The organism is Lactobacillus sp. ESL0684, assembly GCF_029392675.1.
In the GTDB taxonomy this organism is placed as follows: domain Bacteria; phylum Bacillota; class Bacilli; order Lactobacillales; family Lactobacillaceae; genus Lactobacillus.
Window position 1 is genome coordinate 148073 of the sequence record NZ_CP113941.1, and the last position, 20175, is coordinate 168247.

The 20175-nt window shown below is 35.9% G+C and carries 16 protein-coding genes; 13 read left to right on the forward strand and 3 right to left on the reverse strand.

Going from position 1 to position 20175, the window contains the following annotated elements; translation table 11 throughout:
• Positions 1-3 precede the first annotated feature (3 nt).
• Both OZX56_RS00720 and OZX56_RS00725 read right to left on the reverse strand, forming a co-directional pair.
• The gene (locus OZX56_RS00720) at positions 4-1401 is read right to left on the reverse strand and encodes a basic amino acid/polyamine antiporter (protein ID WP_277139800.1); all 1398 of its coding nucleotides are present in this window, start codon (positions 1399-1401) and stop codon (positions 4-6) included.
• Between the two features lie 277 nt (positions 1402-1678).
• A complete protein-coding gene (locus OZX56_RS00725; RefSeq protein ID WP_277125055.1) occupies positions 1679-2329 on the reverse strand; it encodes a GntR family transcriptional regulator in 651 nt (216 codons plus the stop codon).
• 174 nt (positions 2330-2503) lie between these two features.
• Between OZX56_RS00725 and arcA the strand changes: the two genes are divergently transcribed.
• From arcA to OZX56_RS00765, 8 genes are all read left to right on the forward strand, one after another.
• Complete coding sequence (gene arcA / locus OZX56_RS00730; protein ID WP_277139801.1) at positions 2504-3733, forward strand: arginine deiminase; 1230 nt, start codon at positions 2504-2506, stop codon at positions 3731-3733.
• A 29-nt stretch (positions 3734-3762) separates the two neighbouring features.
• Complete coding sequence (gene argF / locus OZX56_RS00735; RefSeq protein ID WP_277139803.1) at positions 3763-4803, forward strand: ornithine carbamoyltransferase; 1041 nt, start codon at positions 3763-3765, stop codon at positions 4801-4803.
• A 111-nt stretch (positions 4804-4914) separates the two neighbouring features.
• A complete protein-coding gene (locus tag OZX56_RS00740) occupies positions 4915-6333 on the forward strand; it encodes a basic amino acid/polyamine antiporter (protein ID WP_277139804.1) in 1419 nt (472 codons plus the stop codon).
• A gap of 17 nt (positions 6334-6350) precedes the next feature.
• A complete protein-coding gene (arcC, locus tag OZX56_RS00745; protein ID WP_277139805.1) occupies positions 6351-7292 on the forward strand; it encodes a carbamate kinase in 942 nt (313 codons plus the stop codon).
• Between the two features lie 296 nt (positions 7293-7588).
• Positions 7589-9481 carry an SLAP domain-containing protein gene (locus tag OZX56_RS00750; RefSeq protein WP_277139806.1) on the forward strand — a complete coding sequence of 631 codons (1893 nt, stop codon included), beginning with the start codon at positions 7589-7591 and terminating at the stop codon, positions 9479-9481.
• A 298-nt stretch (positions 9482-9779) separates the two neighbouring features.
• Complete coding sequence (locus OZX56_RS00755; RefSeq protein WP_277139807.1) at positions 9780-10016, forward strand: BspA family leucine-rich repeat surface protein; 237 nt, start codon at positions 9780-9782, stop codon at positions 10014-10016.
• Positions 10017-10209: 193 nt separating this feature from the next.
• Complete coding sequence (locus tag OZX56_RS00760; RefSeq protein ID WP_277125042.1) at positions 10210-10467, forward strand: hypothetical protein; 258 nt, start codon at positions 10210-10212, stop codon at positions 10465-10467.
• Positions 10461-10832, forward strand: a complete 372-nt coding sequence (locus OZX56_RS00765) for a type II toxin-antitoxin system PemK/MazF family toxin (RefSeq protein ID WP_277139808.1) — start codon at positions 10461-10463, stop codon at positions 10830-10832. The genes OZX56_RS00760 and OZX56_RS00765 overlap by 7 nt, the downstream gene beginning before the upstream one ends.
• A 75-nt stretch (positions 10833-10907) precedes the next feature.
• Here the strand turns inward: OZX56_RS00765 and OZX56_RS00770 are convergent, their stop codons facing one another.
• Entirely contained in the window at positions 10908-13229 is a 2322-nt protein-coding gene (locus OZX56_RS00770) for a M13 family metallopeptidase (RefSeq protein ID WP_277139809.1), read from the reverse strand.
• A 278-nt stretch (positions 13230-13507) separates the two neighbouring features.
• Here OZX56_RS00770 and OZX56_RS00775 point away from each other — a divergent pair, with 278 nt between their 5' ends.
• The 5 genes from OZX56_RS00775 to OZX56_RS00795 all read left to right on the forward strand — a co-directional run bounded on the left by OZX56_RS00775 (position 13508) and on the right by OZX56_RS00795 (position 20131).
• Positions 13508-13993 (forward strand): hypothetical protein, encoded by a 486-nt coding sequence (locus OZX56_RS00775; protein ID WP_277139810.1) that lies wholly within the window; start codon positions 13508-13510, stop codon positions 13991-13993.
• Between the two features lie 53 nt (positions 13994-14046).
• Complete coding sequence (locus OZX56_RS00780; protein WP_277139811.1) at positions 14047-15441, forward strand: metallophosphoesterase; 1395 nt, start codon at positions 14047-14049, stop codon at positions 15439-15441.
• 107 nt (positions 15442-15548) lie between these two features.
• Positions 15549-17498 carry an asparagine synthase (glutamine-hydrolyzing) gene (gene asnB, locus OZX56_RS00785; protein WP_277139812.1) on the forward strand — a complete coding sequence of 650 codons (1950 nt, stop codon included), beginning with the start codon at positions 15549-15551 and terminating at the stop codon, positions 17496-17498.
• Between the two features lie 19 nt (positions 17499-17517).
• Positions 17518-18786, forward strand: a complete 1269-nt coding sequence (locus OZX56_RS00790; RefSeq protein ID WP_277139813.1) for a carboxylate--amine ligase — start codon at positions 17518-17520, stop codon at positions 18784-18786.
• A 124-nt stretch (positions 18787-18910) separates the two neighbouring features.
• Entirely contained in the window at positions 18911-20131 is a 1221-nt protein-coding gene (locus tag OZX56_RS00795; RefSeq protein WP_277125030.1) for an MFS transporter, read from the forward strand.
• Positions 20132-20175: the final 44 nt, after the last annotated feature.

Genomic DNA, 20175 nt, shown 5'->3' on the forward strand with positions numbered 1-20175 from the left:
TCATTATAGTGATAGTTTTCCAGTGATTAAGACTATTAAGGCAGATAGACCAATAATTGTAATAATTGCGATAGCTAGTTTTTCTGGTAAAGTTAATTTTCGCTTCGCTTTGATTGTGCGATAGTAAAGATATAGACCAGGAATATAAATAATTGTACAGGCAAGAAGATATTTTAAGCCAGCTGAGAGAATCCCAATTACTTCAAAAATCAATGTACCTACTCCAATTAATAATTGTAGTAGGTTTTTTTCTTGCCAGGAAATCTTGACTTGAAAGGCAGCAATAATTAGATAGGTAATGATAATGGCAACAGTACTTAGACTATAGGTTAATTTGTATGCTTTATTAGTAAATAATAGACTGATTAAAAATAGTTGAATTACTGTACCGGTTACTAATAATGCGGTTGTTGGTGCCCCGAAACTATTTTTATTATTCAGCTTATTAGTTAAAAGTTGATCTTGAGCCATTGATTGCATTGTTTCTGAAGGTAAGATAGTTCCGGAAATTAAAGTACCAAGTGAAGATAAAAGTACCCCCACAGTAATTAATAAGCCTCCCCAATTTCCAACTATTTTACTTAACAAATAGGCCATAGGTGGTTGAGGAGCATTAATCAATTGTTTTCGAGTGAAATAGCCATAAGGTAAAATCGAAGTTAGAATATAAATTACGAGTAATAAAATAACGCCTACTAAAGTAGAACGTCCTGCAGTTTTTTTACTTTTTGCGCGTGCGGCTAAAACAGTGGCTCCCTCTAATCCGACGAAGAGCCACATCATAACTACAAAACAATTTTTTACTTGTGAAAAAGTAGTCTGCAAATTGAAGGAATTAGTCAGATTACCCCAAAAGTTACGAGAGAAAAAGCCAACTTTAAAAACTACCCAGCTAATAATGATAAAAGTGATAATTGGAACTAATTTGCAAATTGTAATAATTGAGTCTAGAAAAGCAGCATTTTCAATCCCACGCGAAACTAATAAAATTAACAGCCATGTGCAAATACTAGCCCCTGTAATTGTGTAAGGGCTATTACTTTTAGAAAAAATTGGTAAAAAACTCCCTAATGTACTCATGAAAACAGTTGAGATTGCGACATTACCTAGCCAGCCTGACATCCAATAACCCCAACCGCTTAAAAAGCCAGTGAAATCGCCAAACCCTTTTTTGCCGTAAGCAAAAATACCATCAAGTTGAGGGCATTTATTGAGTAAATTATTAAGTGTTGCTGCTAGTAATAAGCTTCCTAAGCCAACAATTCCCCAAGCAATTAGGGCAGGACCAGGTGCGGCTGCTTGCGCTAACTGACTGTTGAGAGCTAAAACTCCCGCCCCAATTGAAGCAGTTACAATTAACATGACTAAAGTGAAACCGCCTATTTTTTTCTTTTTTTCCATTATCCTTGAATTCCTTGTCCATTAATTCACTATCTTGGAAGCGCTTATATAATAACACATTATTTTAATAGATGCAAAGAAAAAAACAGAAAATATTCACATACAAAATACAATTGATAATAATTTAACTTATCACAAAAAGATTGGATAAAAAATACATTTCAACTTATTCTGTTGAAATGTATTTTTACAAGTACCTAATATAGGAAGAAACTGGAAAGTTTATCATGAACTTATACAAAATTTTCTAGTTTCTTCCTATTATATAGACTAATTATCAAGAAACATCATAGCGAGAATTATTGGGATTCCAATGTACCTCTTCGATATATTTACGTAAGTCAGCTGTATTATGCTGCTTGAATAAGTTAAGGATATGTTGATGCTCAAGAATAGTTTGCTTCAATAGATTAGTAATTTCTGTGTCAGATAGTTTTGCGTAATCCTTGCCAATAAAACTTTTCTTTTTACTTCTTAATTCTTGTCTTAATAATTTATTGGCACACTTATCTAAATAAATATCATGAAATTGTTCTTGTAGCTCATTGTATTTTGTATACAGCCGATTGGCTAGTGCAGAATTCATGCTATCTACGTAAAATTGCATGAGTGAGTAATCTTGATCGGTTAATTGGTCAATAGTTGATTCAGCAATTTTGCCATCAAGTAACCCAATTAAACTATAAAGCTCACGTAAATCTTTTTTGGTATAAAACTTAATTCTAAAGCCTTTATTGGGAATTCTTTCAAGAATATTATCCATGGAAAGTTCTAATAAAGCCTCTCGTATAGGGGTTCTACTCATTCCAAGCTGATCTGCTAAGGATTGTTCCGTGATGTGCTCATGGCGATTAATTTTTCCTAGTGTTAGTTGTTGGGCTAAATAATTATAAACTTTCTCTTTTGGAGAAAAAATTTTGTTGGTCATAAAAAACACCTCCAAGCTTGATTATAATATACTTCCAGCAGGTTTGAAAAAGGTAATTTTTACTGTTCAAATCAAAAAAATGTTTGACAGCGTTTGCAGTTATGTATTAATATTCGACGTGTTGAGTGCACTTCAATCAAAAAAATCAAAACTAGTCACAAAGGAGTGATTTTTATGTCACAACATGCAATTCATGTAACTTCAGAAATTGGTAAGTTAAAGACTGTTATCTTAAAACGACCTGGTGAGGAAGTTGAGAATATTACCCCAGATTCAATGGAGCGTCTATTATTTGACGATATTCCCTATCTGCCAATTGCTCAAGAAGAACATGACGATTTTGCTAATACTCTAAAAGATAATGGCGTTGAAGTCTTATACATGGAGCAATTAGCTGCTCAAGCTTTGGCTGATGAAGGCACTAAAGAACAATTTCTAGATCAGATGTTGGCAGAGTCAGGTTATGCTGCTGGGTCAGTTCATGATGCCTTAAAAGCATATTTACTTAGCTTGGATAACCAAGCAATGGTTAACAAAATTATTGCTGGTGTTCGCAAGACTGATATCGATGTTAAGCTGAATTCATTAGCAGAATTAGCAGAAGATGCCGAATATCCATTCTTGATGGATCCAATGCCGAATACGTATTTTACAAGAGATCCGGCAGCTGCAATTGGAGATGGTTTATCAATTAATCATATGACTTTTGCTGCGCGTAACCGAGAATCATTATTTATGCAATATATTATTGCTAATCACCCACGCTTTAAAGATCAGGGTATTCATGTTTGGCGTGATCGGAACCACACTAGCCGTATAGAAGGCGGAGACGAACTGGTACTTAGTCAGCGTGTTTTGGCAATTGGTGTTTCACAAAGAACATCAGCTAAGGCGATCGAGGATATTGCTCATAATTTGTTTAAGGATTCTGATTTTGATACCGTTTTGGCGATTCGGATTCCACATAATCATGCAATGATGCACTTAGATACTGTCTTTACGATGATTAATTACAATCAATTTACGGTGCATCCTGCGATTTTAAAAGCAGATGGAAAACTTGATGTATACGTTTTAACTGCTGATGAAAATGGTCAAATTAAAGTTGATTATCATGACGATATTGTTGAAGTTCTGAAAAAAGAATTGAATCAATCAGAAATTGACTTAATCCCAACTGGCAATGGTGATCCAATTGTGGCGCCAAGAGAGCAGTGGAACGATGGTTCTAATACATTAACAATTGCTCCAGGAGAAGTAGTAACTTATAACCGTAATTATGTTTCAAATGATTTGTTACGTGAACACGGTATTTTAGTACATGAGGTTCGCTCGAGTGAATTATCACGCGGTCGTGGTGGTCCTAGATGTATGTCAATGCCAATCGTTAGAGAAGATATTTAATAGTTTGATAAGATGGAGAATTAATTATAATGGACAAAAGATTTAACGGAAAAAAGAACAGTATATTCCAAGGTAGAAGTGTTTTATCTGAGACTTCATTAACGCCTGCAGAAATGAACTATTTGATTGATTTTGGTTTACATTTGAAATATCTCAAACGGCATAATATTCCACATCGTTATCTTGAGGGTAAGAGTATTGCTCTTTTGTTTGAGAAGGCATCGACTAGAACTCGTTCATCTTTTGTTACAGCAGCAGTTGAACTCGGAGCTCATCCAGATTACTTAGGTAAAGATGACATTCACTTAGGAAAAAAGGAATCAGTTGAAGATACTGCTAAAATCTTGGGTAGTATGTTTGATGGAATCGAGTTTCGTGGTTTTAAACAATCAACAGTTGATGGTTTAGCTAAGTATTCGGGTGTACCTGTTTGGAATGGATTAACTGATGAATGGCATCCAACACAAACAATTCCAGATTTAATGACTCTAAAAGAAAACTTTGGCTATCTCAAGGGTCTAACTTTGACCTTTATTGGTGATGGTCGCAACAATGTTGCTAATTCACTTTTAGTTGGTGGCTCAATGGTTGGCATAAATGTTCATATAGTAGCACCAAAATCATTGTTACCTTCAGAAAATCATGTTGAAATTGCTAAAAAATATGCTCAAGAAAGTGGCTCAGAAATTGTAATTACTGATGACATTGATAAGGGTGTTAAAGGTTCGAATGCAATCTACACTGATGTTTGGGTATCAATGGGTGAGTCAGATTGGGAAGAACGGGTTAAGTTGCTAAAGCCATATCAAGTAAATATGGATTTAATGCGTAAAACTGGTACTCCAGACGATGAATTGATCTTTATGCATTGTTTACCTGCTTTTCATGACACAAAGACCGAATATGGTAAAGAGATTGAAGAAAAGTATGGCATCACCGAAATGGAAGTAACCGATGAGGTCTTCCGTAGCAAATATTCACGCGTTTTCGAGGAGGGGGAGAATCGTAAGCATGGTATTAAGGCAATTATGGCTGCAACATTAGGTGATTTATTCATTCCTAAAGCTTAGGTTTAAATTAATTAATATCTCTGTTATAAAGTTACAAAAAGGCAGCAGTTTTACTTCAGAAGTTCTTTGGTATGCGGCTGTTTTTTTATTAAAAAATCTAGGAGATTTACAATGGATAAAGAAACAGGAATTAGTAAAACGGGGTTAACTGCCCTGATTGTTAGTTCTTCAATTGGAACAGGCATTTTTGGAATTACGAGTGATCTCGCTAATGCAGCGGCTCCAGGACCAGCATTACTAGCTTGGCTATTTTGTGGGATTGGTATCTATGCTTTAGTATTGTCACTTAATAATCTGTCGAAAAAACAACCAGAATTAAATTCCGGTATTTTCAGTTATGCTAAGGCAGCTTTCGGACCACTTGGAGGATTTCTAAGTGGTTGGGGATATTGGTTGTCTGCTTGGCTAGGAAACATTGCTTTTGCCACAATGCTGATGAGTGCTATAGGATACTTTTTCCCTGTATTCAAGGGTGGACAAAATTTGCCGTCAATTTTTGTTGCTATTATTTTTGTTTGGGGACTAAGCTGGCTGGTAAATAATGGTGTGGAAAGTGCAAGTTTTGTTAACACTATTGTAACTATTTGCAAGCTAGTTCCACTGGTAGTATTTATGATTATTACCATAGTTGGCTTTAAAGCAGGAATTTTTACTGCTGACTTTTGGGGCAATGTGGCCAATAATCTATTGCACGGTGGTAAAGTACTTAGTATTTTTGGTCAAATGAAGCAAAGCATTATGATTATTATGTGGGTCTTTATTGGGATCGAAGGTGCTAGTGTATTAGCCAATCGTGCCAAAAGGCGTTCAGATGCACAAGCTGCAACCATTATGGGATTAGCAACTTTAATTATTATTTATGTTTTTGCATCAATCTTACCTTATGGTGTTTTGAGTCAAGCACAATTAGCCACAATTAAACAGCCAGCCATGGCAAATATCTTGAAACATGTTGTTGGTGATTGGGGAGCAAGTTTTATTAATGTCGGTGTTATTATCTCAACAATTGGTTCTTGGCTATCATGGACTATGTTACCAGCTGAAACCACAACATTGATGGTTAAGGATCAAACCCTACCTTCATACTGGGGTAAATTAAACGCTAAAAATTCACCCACAACTTCTTTAATAATTACTGGTGTTATGCAGACATTGTTTCTGTTTACCTTGCTAGCAACGGATTATGCTTATAATTTTGCTTATACATTGGCAACAGCAGCGATTTTATTAAGTTATTTGCTGGTTGGTGTCTATCAAATGAAATATTCATACCAAAATGGCGACTGGGGTCAGTTTGCAATTGGAATATTGGCAGCTGGATTTCAGTTATTAGCAATGATTTTAGCTGGATGGCAACAAGTATTAATGACGACGCTGGCATATTTACCAGGATTATACTTCTATTGGGAAGCATCCAAAGAATATAAGCACAAAATAACTAAAATGGAAAAAGTGGTAATGGTAATTATTTTATTGTTAGCACTATTAACTATTACTTTATTAATTAACGGCACAATTAAAATAAATTAGAATTGAGGAAATTATTTATGACAAATAGTCGAGTTGTTGTTGCCTTAGGGGGAAATGCGATTTTATCAACTGACCCAACAGCTAGAGCGCAACAAGCAGCAGTTAAAAAAACAGCAAAAGTTTTAGTTAACTTTATTAAAAATGGTGACGAGCTCATCGTAACTCATGGTAATGGACCACAAGTTGGTAATCTACTATTACAGCAATTAGCTGCTAATAGTCCTAAAAATCCTGCTATGCCACTTGACACAGTTGGTGCGATGACTCAAGGAAGTATAGGTTATTGGTTACAAAATGCTCTGCAAACAGAACTGGCTAAAAATGGGATTGCTAAAGACGTTATTTCAATCGTAACCCAAACTGTTATTGATGGGCAGGATCCGGCATTTAGTCAGCCATCTAAACCAATTGGTCCGTTTTATGATGAAACCGAAATGACAGAAATGAAACATCAAAATCCCGATTGGGTTTTTGTTGAAGACTCAGGACGTGGGTACCGAAGAGTTGTTCCTTCTCCTAAGCCACAAAAAATTCAAGAGTATCGTGCAATTCAACAAGTAATTGATAATGGCACTGTACCAATTGTTGCTGGCGGCGGCGGAATTCCGGTGGTAGAGACTGATCAGCAACTTGTGGGTAAAGAAGCTGTAATTGATAAAGATTTTAGTGCAGCTAAATTGGCTGAACTTGTGGATGCAGATCGGTTAATTATTTTAACTTCTGTTGCTGGCGTTTGTATTAATTTTGGTCAGCCCGATGAAGAATGCTTGGGTGATGTGAGTGTACAAGGACTACAAAAATATATTGCTGAAGATCAATTTGCTAAAGGCAGTATGTTGCCTAAAGTACAGGCGGCAATTAATTTTGTTGAAGCAAGTGGCAAAGAAGCAGTCATTGGCTCCTTAGATAATGTTAACCAAATTATTCAGGGTACTTCTGGAACAGTGGTTAAACCTTAGAACTTAAATTTTACAATAAAAATGTTTACTTAATGATGATAGTAGAGAGCCTAGTTGGGCATGCTACTATCATTTTTTATGTTACGGCAACGGAAAAGGATTGCTTTTTAAAATAATATAAGTTATTTTATTTATAATTTTAAAACGATTATGTTATTTATCTTATCAACTTTTAGGTTATTTAACTAATTTAAAAAGATTGAGAAACATTTGTTATTTAAATTGATTTAATCGAAATATATAATATACTTAAAAAATAAAGTTTTTAATTTAGGTATATTCGGAGGTAGAATACTTTGTATAAAAATGATGAAATAAAAATAACAAAAGTAGGACATAAGATATTGCTGAGCGCAGCAGTTGCTGGAGGTATTCTAGGTTCGGTAGCAATGACTAATGCTAATAGTGCATTGGTAAAGGCAGATTCGCAAGTGGCTGAAGTAGCTAAGAGTAAGGCAACTAAAGCAACAACAGTCCAGAAGGGACAATTGAAGAAAAACGCTTATACTTATAACCAAAAAGGTAAACGGGTTGGGAAGAAGGCTTTAAAAAAGAACAAAATTGTAAACCTATATGGAACTAAAGTCATTAAGGGAAAAAAGTATTATTTGCTTGATAACGGCAAGTACCTTAAGGCAGATAATGTAAAATTAGCTAAAACAGTAACAGTTACTAAGACGACACGGCTCTATAACAGTAAGGGTAAAAAGGCTGGCAAGACAACCGTTAAATCTGGTAAATCGGTTGCAACGTATGGTACAAAGAAGATTAAGGGTAAGAAATATTATTCACTTGGTAATGGCAAATACTTGCCAGTAGCTAATGCTAAAAAGCAAACTTCGGCAGCTAAACCTGCCCCAAGTGAAAGTGCCAAACCTGACAAGCAACCAACTGAAAATAATCAGTCAAATAAACCAAACGGTTCCGCAACTAGCACTAACACTTCAGCAGCACCAAGTAACTCTGGAACTGCTGCTCCTAGTCAACCAAGTAATGGTGGCAATAACTCGGCAGCAGCAGCTCCCAGTCAGCCAAGTAATAGTAATGGAACTGGTGCGATAACTACACCTGATAAACCAAGTGATAATAAGCCAGCAACTACTCCGAATAAGCCCGATAATGGTAGTGACAACTCAAACTCAACGCCAGCTAAGGTAAGTAAAGTTGCTGAACAGGCCAGCTCTGTAGCAACTGCTATGCGCCCAGGTGTTGATCAAGTTGCTAAGGGTTTGGAAGGATTGCGTAGTTCGCTGACTCCTAGCGAATATCAAGCTATTAAAAAAGATCTTGCTGGAGTTATGGCTGATATCGGAAGTTTACCAGCTACTTGGGATGTTGAGGCTCAATCACAAGCTGTTTCAATCGGATTTAAGTTGACTGCAATAATTAATGGATTATCTAATAAAGGCCTTAAAGCAGACCTTAACCTTATCTTTCATGGTATGCAAAACGTTGGTAATAGTTTAGATCAAACTCAAATTGATAATCTTAAAGGGATTTATAGTGCATTTGAAAATTATCATGGTAATGATGAAACATTAAAGGGAGTTGCTGATGTTGCAACTCAATTACGTCCAGGATTAGCACAAATTTTTTATGCAGTAAATAGTTTACAAAATGATTTGGCTGGTAATAATGATTTGAAGCAAATGGATCCTGAGCAAAGTGAAAAAGTTCAAGCGGATGTAGTCAATATCTTAAAGGGGTTAACAACTCTTAGCGATAGCGTTCAAGATAAACAAGTTGCAGAGATTCAAGCTGCTTATAATAGCATTTTAGGTCTAAAAGGTAATTCTGATGCTACATTAAACGCAATTGGAGATATAGCAACAACTTCGCAATCTGATCTATCTAGCATTTACAATTCAATTTTGAAGATTGGGCAAGATGCGCAGGGATTGGACTTTGATGCTATGGGTAACAGCTTTGCGCATATTTTGACACAATTACAGGGAACTAATTTGCATGATCCCAGTGCTGTGCAAACTAGCTTGCCAGTAATCTATAATGATATTAAGGCAATTATCAACCCATTTAAAGAGACACAAGTTGGTACTGATGTAGTAAGTATTATTGATAGTATTGAGAATCTGAATTCTAAGATGGGGCAAGATCAAACTAAAGAATTAAATGATATTTATGATGCTATTCAAAGTAAGCAGTTTACTTGGTTGAATAATTTTGAATAAAGAAAAATAAAAAATATTTACTTAATAGTGATAGTAAGGCAAGTTGATCAATTTGCTGCTATCACTTTTTTATTGGTATAGAGTTAAACCGAAATAGCTCAATGTATAATATATTATATGTTATTTTATTTGGAGCTATTTATCTATTATAAAAGTACCTGGTTGTTTATAAAACCGCTATTAATGTTATTTAGCTGGTCTTAATTGAGGCTGCAAGCTTTCGTTATTTAACTTGATTAAAAAAAGGAATATACTTAAAGCCAAATTGGAGAATTAGGTATATTCGGAGGTGGAGAGATTGACTAATAGCGATAAAAAAAGTTTGACTAAGATAAGTCATAAAGTGTTAGACAAAGTTGATACTAGTCAGGTAACAGATATGCATAAAATGTTTGCTTTCTATCCAAAACTTAAGAGCTTAGATGTAAGTAATTTTAGAACGCAGAAAGTTACAAGTATGATGGCTATGTTCCATAAAGTTCTTGGACCAATCGAAGGAATAGATAACTTTGATTTTAGTTCCATAAATGAATGATGGATATAATGGAAATGCAAGTAATCATTACAATATGTACAATACAGCATTATCTAATGATTAATTAATAATTTTTAACAACCTAAAAATCCCTTAACTGTTAGTGTAATTCTGACAATTAGGGATTTTTTGTTTGAAAAGCAAGTTAACCGGTGTATACTTGTAGTTACATAAATGGAATGGAGCAAGTAAAATGGAAAAAGACTTAGGTAATATTATAGCTAGAAAGACTGGTAACTCGGTATCATTAACGATTCCGGCTAAGGCAAAGGTTAAAGTAGGACAAAAATTTAAATTAGTTCAGGAAGATAGTGACACATTAATTTACAAAGCGATTGATGCAAATCCTTGGTTTAATGGTGATTATGATAATGTTGACTTTAGAAAAGAAATGTCAGATGTTGGCAATCCCGATACAATGCAAGTGGGTAAGGAGAATATTGCATGGTAAGGTATCCTAAGCAAGGAGATCTTATTTGGATTGATTCCGAACCTCATGTAGGGCATGAAGAAGGAGGACATAATCCAGAAACTGGAAATACTCAGAGACCAGCGGTTGTAATTTCTAATACTAGTTACAACGAAAAAACTGGACTAGTTGTCTGCATGCTTTTTACTCACGACTTAAATAAAGGGAAAGCTAATCTTTATTATCCAATTATAGATTTAGCCAGTCAATTATCAGGGAGTGTGATTACTTTTCAGATGCCTAATTATGATTTTCAAGGTAGACATGGAAAAGTTGTGGGTCACGTAAAGGAAAAGGATTTAGAAATACTTTTAGCTAAGGCGTATCAAATCTTAGATAAACGCTAATTTTAAATTGAAATATTGCAAACTAAAAAAGCCGCACAATAATATGTGCAGCTTTTTTAATTATGTTGGTTGAAATTACCAAATCTTTACTCGTTTATTTGGAGCCAACCACATGCCATCGCCTGGCTTAACGTTAAAGACCTTATAAAAGTCATCTTGACATTGGACTTGCACATTGGCACGTAACGGACTAGGTGCATGGGCATCTTGGGCTAATAGAAATTTGGCTTCTTGAGGAGTTGTCTTGATACGCCAAATTCGTGCATAACTTTCAAATAATTCACGCAAATCCGCGTTTTCACTCTTTGCTACTTCAATTGCCGTGGATAAACCACCCTGATCAGCAATATTCTCTGACACTGTTTGCTTGCCATTTACTTTTCCTGAACCATATTTAATGCCATTAAATAATTTGATTTCTGCTTGAATCCGTTTTTGAAATTCAGCGTAGTCTTGCTTGGTCCACCAATTGTCTAAATTACCGTATTTGTCAAATTGGGCACCATTATTATCAAAAGCGTGAGAAATCTCGTGACCAATTACACTGCCAATCCCGCCCAAGTTAGCAGCTTTACTTTGATTTTTATCATAAAAAGGTGCTTGTAAAATCGCAGCTGGGAAAGTAATGTCATTGCTGTACACATTATAAGCAGCATTAACAGTGTCACCAGTCATGCTCCATTCAGTGCGATCAACTGGCTTAGATAACTGGGCATAGTTTTCTTTATTTTCTTCAATTGCAATTGCGCGGTTGTTAGAATATAAAGTTCCGCCTTGGCTTGCTGGGGTCACTTTTAGATGATGGTAAGATTCTGACACCTTGTCTGGGTATCCTACCTTGACAACCATCGCTTTTAACTTAGCAATTGCTTGTTGTTTAGTTGCTTCAGACAACCAATTGTTATTTTGTAGCCTTTTTTCATATGTCTGCAAGAATTGGTTAATCATGGCTGTAACATCTTTTTTAGCAGCTGAGCCAAAATATGTTTTACCGTAATAAATCCCAATTACCTCGTCAAAGGCGCTATCGGCAGTGGCGAAAGCTTGCTTATCTGCCGACGCTAACTTGGTTGTGCCATTTATAGCTTGAGCGTATGGTAAACATGCTTCTTGGAATTCTTGAGAAAGGTCTTCAACGGCATCATTAATAAAGTTGACAATTAGCCAGCTTTTAAGGCCATCAAAATTTTTGCGGTTAATGACTTTATTGACATTATCTAAGAAGCTTGGATCAGTTATCAAGATTCGCTTAGGTTCTTGCCCCACGGTTCCTTGTAGGAACTTTTGAATATCAAAGTCAGTAAATTTGGCTTTAAAATCTTGCAAGTTCATTGGGTGATAATTGCTAGTAAGATCAGCACTTTCTTCAGCTGAGCCAGTATTTTTAGCAATTAATTGATCAAATTTAAGTGCATCTGCTACATAGGTGGTGGCTTGGGTCTTATCGACGCCTGCCATGGTTAATAGCTTAATAGCTTTTTGTTTTAGCAAACTTTTTAGTTTTTTGAATTCTGATTTACTATAATTACTTGCATCAGGCAACATAGTTCCGATTTCGCTAAAATAAAGCGCATTGGTTTGAGCGTGCTTCATGTCTGGACTAGCATAGAATCCAATTGGAAAGTCAATAATAGTGTTGTCTAAGTCTGCTGCTTTAGCATTAAGGTCGTCGAAATCTTTAATATTTTCCAGTTGTGCCAGATCTGCCTTAATTGGTTTTGCACCATCGTGATTACGTTTATCAGTATCACGGGCAATCTTATATAGTTCAACTGCCTTATTAAGATCTGGGATATTAGGCACTGCCTTTTTTCCGTTAGCAAAGTCTGCCATATCTTGACTTAATTGCTGGTTAACTTTTGAGTTAATATCGTCAAATGAGCTTGTCCGGAATTCATCTGCTGGAATTTTAGCTTGCTGCATCCAAGTAGAATTAACTGCTAAATACAAATTATCTTGTGGACGTGTCCCGACTTTTGGTTGCAACAGATTGCCGCTACCGCCGATAGTTGCCTTGGATGTTTTTTTAGGTTGCTGATTAACTACTTTAACTTTGGGACCGGTAACTTTTCCCGTGTTACTTTGCTTAATCCAGAGATTTTTACCCGAATATTTGCTACCTGCAAGACGATAGTAGAGCTTACTCCCAATGTAACGTGCTTGGTCAACACTAACTTTGGTATGCTTTTTTAGTTTATGCTTAGTGGCCTTACCCTTAGCGTTATAAATACGTGAGTTGCGACGCAACTTAGTAGTACTTTTGTGGGTTTGCTTTTTAGCTTTAGTGGCCGCCAGTACTACTGATTGATTATTATTGGTATCAGTAGCTGTATTAAGCGGACTGAGTGTGATAATCGCCACAATTATGGCAATTATTAACTTAAATTTACGTTTCATCTTACTCCCTTATCTTGTGTTTTAATTACCTAGCAATTTAAGGTTAATTTTATCCTTAATAATTAATAATGTCTATAAATTGACGAATAATAAGTTGCTTGACTTTATTTAGGCTTAAACTATAACTATACTCAAAAATATAGTTAGTTTTAGCTGGTTGTTTTTGAATTAGTTAATTTAATCAAAAGTGATGTTTAAGTCTGAAATCGCTTAAAAATAATAAAGGTACTACTTAATAGCCGTATTTGTTATAATAGAAGTTAATTTAGGAGGAAATCATGGAAGAATTAGCAACAATGACTTTGGCTGACAATTTGGCCAAAAATCAAACTGAAATTCTAAATAATGAACAAGATTTTAATGCGGAAGCTGTCTATGAAGCAATTGATAGCTTGCAAATTCTGCACAAGCCGATTAAAGAATACTTTGACATGACGCAAGAACAATATTATGAGTCAGAAAGTGATCATAAATTGACCTTGATTAAGTTATCAGAAAAACTGGCAGATTTACATGATCGTGTGTTAACTAATCATGTGGATGGTTTTGTTAATCAAAACCAACTTAATTTGACTTATAATCATGAAAATCCTTATGAGGATGATTTTTATAATGCAGAAGTTGATTATCATGTTATTACTTATAGCCTTAAGGTAATTAGTGCTGTCCAGGCTGTTGCCGGTAAAGATTTACAGACTGTTTTGTCTAAAGATGCTGTCTTATCAATTGGGTTGGCAGCACACGCTTTGGCAAATCGGGTATAGTTGTTTAAAAGCTGGGTATAGTCCGGCTTTTTCTTTAGCTTTGAGGCCAAATAATGAATATTTTTAAGCAAGTTGTAGGTATGGCCAGTCATGTTAAGGACGTTAGAAAACGACCTATTTATTCTAAAAAAGCTAGCTTAGACCCGCTGCAATCATATCGCAGTGTTGGCGAGTATCAGGTTGGCGCTGATGAAAGAACTCCGCGCGGACAAGAGTATCACTTAACTGTTTATCAAGATGAAAATGATTTATTACATCAGGCACTTAGCTTAGAAAGTACCGAAAAGTTAGCTCCAGAATATGTGCGTGAATTTAATCCGGAACTAGATCGTTATCGTGCTTTTGTTAGTCCGCAGACTGGGCGGCGCTATGTAGTAGAAGAATATTTGGATCAATTTGTTGAACGGGTGCGCAAGCATATTCGGCAAGGTGATAATTCAGTTAACGTGAGTTTAATTTCTGATACACATTATAAAGACCGTAATAGTAGTGACTTTTATGGTTGGAATGGTCTAACGCATGTTAACGAGTTTTCTTATCTTGACCAAGCAAAGCTACTAGATTTAAAAGTACACTTAGGTGATTGGATTGACGGCTCTGATACTGGATTTTTAAGTGAGAGTGAATTAACCAAACTACGTGATTCGTTTTGCGATAGTCAAGTGCCAGCAGTGCTAATTAAAGGTAATCATGATGAAAACGATAAGTATGATGAGCATCATGATTTGCGTGCCTCTTTTCCTGAAAACGAATTTGAAAAAATCATGTGGCCCAAGATGTATGCTCAAAAGGGGATTAATTATGTGTCACGGGTTCACGGAGTCTGTTACTATGATGTTGGTAATTTGCGTTTCATCTCCGTTAATACTTCGGATGTACCATATATCTTAAATGCTCAGGGACAAAAAAAATATGATGAGAAGTTAACTTTGGCGATTCGTGAAGATCAGATTGAGGAAATTATTGAAATTTTGACGCAGTCATCAAATAAGCAAATTATTTTAATGAGTCATGCTAATCCAATTAATCGTAAAGGTTCAAATGCTCTTAAGTATAATGGTCGTTCGCTGCATGAATTGCTGGTGGCTTTTAACCAGCGTGAAAAGGGTCGGATGCATTCTGTGCAAGGAATTCCGGCAGAGTTCCGCCTAACCAATGATTTCGACTTTACTAAAATTAAAAATGCTAGAATTATCGCTTACTTTTGCGGTCATCGGCATCGTGAAGACCAGTATCGCATTAATGGCATTCAATATATTTTGTTTAATTGCTCAGCTTTAATGGGTGAAAGTCATTCACTGACTACCAAATACAATAAAAATTGGCATCGTCAGCTTGATTCTCAAACTGAATTTGCAGGTTATATTGTAAATATTGATTTGACTAAGCACTTGATTCAGGTCTTTGGGTACGGTGCTGCTTCTAAGCGTAGATTCTTTTATATTTAGTTAAATAAGAACGGGGAGTTTGGAAAACCACCGCCTTTTAGCATATAATAGAAAAGTTAATTAAAAGAACTGATAAAACTAAAAAAACTGATTAAGGAAAGATAAATATGTGCGGAATTGTCGCTTTTTACGATCCAGCAATAAATGACAAGCAAGCCGCCATTGGTAAGATGATGGCGACGATTAAACATCGGGGGCCAGATTCAGATGGCTTTTACACTAATGATAAGGTTGCACTTGGCTTTAGAAGGCTATCAATTATCGACTTACGGGGTGGCAGCCAGCCAATCTATAATGAAGACAATACCAAGGCGATTATCTTTAATGGTGAAATTTATAACTTTAAGCCGTTAAGAAAAGAATTAATTGCCGCTGGTCATACTTTTACTACTAAGACTGATACGGAAGTATTATTGCATGGCTTTGAAGAGTGGGGCATGGATGGCCTGCTTAAACGAGTACGTGGCATGTTTGCCTTTATTATTTGGGATGATGAAAACCAGACAATGTATGGTGCTCGAGATTTCTTTGGTATTAAGCCGCTATATTATAGTAACGAAAATGGCCATTTATTAGTAGGATCTGAACTCAAAAGTTTTTTGGCTTTTCCTGGTTTTAAGCGTAGATTAAACACTGAGGCTGTTAAGCCATACTTAATGAACCAATATAATGATTTAGATGAAACCTTCTTTAAGGGAGTTTATCGTTTTCCAGCTGGGAACTGGTTTGAATATCATGATGGCGAGATGAAGACTCATCAATATTGGGATGCTGAATATCAAGCTAATAATCTTAGCTTTGAAGAAACGGTTGAAAAGATTGACGAGGACCTGAAAGAAACGGTTGAACTTTATCATAACGCTGATGTACCAGTTGGGGCATTTCTATCAGAAGGGGTAGATTCGAGTTATATCACGAGTATTTTAGATCCTGATGATGTATTCTCAATTTCTTTTGATGATGCGACTTATGATGAAGCTTCAAAGGCGAAAGATTTAGCAGATATCAAAGGCTGGAAATTTTTCTCAGATAAAGTAAATGCAGACGAGGCCATGAATGACTTTGCGGAAATGCAATATCATATGGATGAGCCAGATGCTAATCCGTCGATCATCCCGCTGTGGTATCTGTGTAAAATGGCGCGCAAGCATGTGACTGTTGCTCTATCAGGTGAAGGTGCTGATGAATTATTTGCAGGTTATGTCAATTACGGTATGCATACTCATAATAGTGTGATTAAAGTCTTTACTTCTCAATTGAAAAAACTGCCAAAGAAAAATCGGGTAAGATTAGCGCACAAGGTTAAGAAAATGCCGAACTTTCCTGGCAAGGTTCACCTGTATACTAATTTAGCTGAGCCAAGTGAGTTTTATGTTGGACAGTCAGTAATCTACGATATGGATTATCCCACTATCTTCACTGCTGATGATGCCAATAGTATTTTGAAGCCATCATATCGTAACAAGCTAACTGTTAACGGTATTTATCAACACGATTTTAAGAAAGTTAAAGATCTCGATAATGTACGTCAAATGCAATACATTGATTTGCATCACTTTATGTTAAATGATATTGAGCAAAAGGCGGATAAGATTTCGATGGCACATTCACTGGAGTTGCGGGTGCCATATCTTGACCGTAAGATTGCTGAACGGGCAAATTCAATTCCAACGGAATATTTAGTTAATAAACATGACACTAAATATGCTTTACGTAAAGCGAGTGAAAAGGTTTTGCCAGATGAATGGGCTAAACGACCTAAATTAGGCTTTCCGACCCCAATCAAAGCCTGGTTAAAAGAGCCACGTTTTTATAAGCAAGTACGTGAGTTATTTAGTGAAGACTTTGTTAGCGATATTTTTGATCAGCAAAAGATTTTGCAAATGTTAGATGATAATTATCAAGGTGATGGTTCAGCACGTCGGCAAATTTGGACGATCTATACTTTCCTTGTGTGGTACAAGTTGTTCTTCGTTGATTATGAAGGAACAGTTGCTAAGTATCAGCACGTGCAACCAGAAGTAGCTAGTTTACTTGAACAAGGAAAGCTAGTTTGATTAGGAGCAGATTTTAAAAATGAAGCAAGATTTTACACCAATCATTCTTGGTAGTGATATTAACGTATATGGAATGGCTCGTTCATTCAATGAGGCTTATGGAATTAGTGTCAAGGCATTGGCTGATACACAATTAGCGCCAACACGTTATTCGAAGATTGTTGATGTTGAATTGCACCATGGCTTTAGTGAGGATCCAACTTTTATCGAAGTCATGCGTGAGCAGATGCAACTTTATCAAGACCACCAAGAACCAGTTATTTTGATTGCTTGTGGTGACGGGTATGCCGAGCTGCTTTCTAAGCATAAAGAAGAGTTACAACAGACCTTTGTTGTGCCATATATCGACTATGATTTACTGGAAAAACTGATCTCTAAAGAAGGCTTCTATCAGATAGCTGAGGAGCATGGCTTGCCATACCCAAAGACTAAAATTATTACTAAGGCTGACTTTAAGAATGCAGACTATTTGGACTTTCCATTTGATTATCCAGTAGAACTTAAGCCAGAAGATCCAGTTTCTTGGCTTGATGTCCAGTTTGAAGGGCGTAAAAAGGCCTTTACGATTCATGATGAAGAAGAACTCCAAGATATTGTAGGCAAAATCTATAATAATGGTTATCAGGCTGATTTAATCTTGCAAGACTTTATTCCAGGTGATGATTCTAACATGCGTGTATTGAATGCTTATGTTGGTAAAGATCACCGTCTCAAAATGTTGTGTCTAGGACATCCATTGTTAGAAGATCCAACACCACAGGCAATTGGCAATTACATGGCGATTTTGCCAGAATTTAACGAAAAGCTGTATGAACAAGTTGAGGCTTTTTTGGAAGACCTGAATTATACTGGAATGGCCAACTTCGATTTGAAATACGATGAGCGTGATGGTGAGTTTAAATTCTTCGAAATTAATCTGCGTCAAGGTCGTTCGAGCTTTTACGTCACGCTAAATGGCTATAATCTAGCTAAATGGTATATTGATGATTATGTCTACGATACTTTGAAGGATAAGCCAACTGTTTACGGGAATAAACTTAAGTCTAAGCAAGTTTTATGGCTAGGTGTTCCAGTAAAAATCTTTAAGCAATATGCTTATGATAATAAAGCAAAGCAAATTGCTGAGGAACTAATCCATGAAGGACGCTATGGTACGACGGTTTTTTATGATAAAGATCATGGCTTTAAGCGTTGGTTATTAATGAGGTATATGTTCCATAATTATTACGCACGATATAAGGAATATTACCAAGTTAATAAGGGACAATTCTTTGGTAAGAAAAACTAACTATGATAAAGGATAATTTCAGAATCAAGCTGAAGTTGTCTTTTTTCTTTGCTTGAGGGTGTTCTTTTTTATGGGTTATTGCTAAACTATTAGATGGACTTTAATGATAGAAAGGACTGAAAAAATGAAACTTACACATGGATCAAATAATGAAACAGAAATCAAATTACGTTGGTTACTTCTAGGTGAGTTAGCCACGTGGATTGGTGAAAGCTTTGTTTGGCCGTTAACATCAGTTTATCTGAATAAGCAGCTCCACATTAGCTTGTCGGTTATTGGAATAGTACTATTTTGTAATTGTGCTAGCAATGTTTTGGGGTCGCTGGTTGCAGGACGATTATATGATCGCTGTGATCCATATCCGTTAATAGTTGCTGGTCTAGGTTTAGATGCAGTAGTTTTATTTTTAATGGCCTTTTTTCATGGTTGGCCAGAATACTGGGTTTGGCTCACGATTACTGGCTTTATTAGTGGTTGGAATGCTACATTAATTAATTCGATAGCAACTAGTTTAAAGAAATATCCAGGGCGGTATGTTTTTAATTTAATCTATTTTGCTCAAAATCTAGGGACAGTGACTGGTACCCTAATTGTTGGTTATTTGTATGATTTTTCGATTGAATTCTTATTTATCTTGGCTGCATCTTTATTTGTAATTGCTTGTATTAATGCGGCGATTAATTATCGGCCAATTATTAGCTTTCATCAAAAGCGGCAAAGTCAAAAAAAGACTGGTGGCAATATTCCCAAAGCTGAACCGATGCCTAAACCTAATTTTATGTTAATGATGGGATTTTTGGTTTCATTAGCAGTAACCTGGTTAATGTATATGAATTGGGAGTCTAATCTTTCCGTTTACATGGTTTCACTTGGGATACCATTCCATATGTATAGTTTATTATGGACGTTGAATGGCGCAGTAATTGTGATTATGCAAATGATTCTGGCTCGTTTTCCGCGATTATTTAAAAACCTATTCCAGCAAATCATTTTTGGGACATTTATGTTCGCTATTTCCTTTGTTACATTGATTTTTGCGCGTGATTTTGGTCATTTTGCTTTATCGATGTTCATTTTAACGTTAGGTGAATCAACCGCCTTTCCGGCTGTCCCTGCCTATATCAATGATTTGTCGCCAATGAGTAGTAAAGGTAAGTATCAAGGTGAAATTAATGTGGCTCGTGGTACCGGACAAGCCTTTGGTCCGTTATTTGGCGGGATGATTATTGACCATGCCGGTTATTTGCCGTTTTTTATGGTAGCAGCGATTGGTATTTTACTGATGATTATTTTATTAGTGCCACTTCATGCCAAATTGCGCAAAGATATTACTTTGTATAAATGATTTTGTAAAGAGTTTTTAATGTTTAATGATTCAATAAAATGATA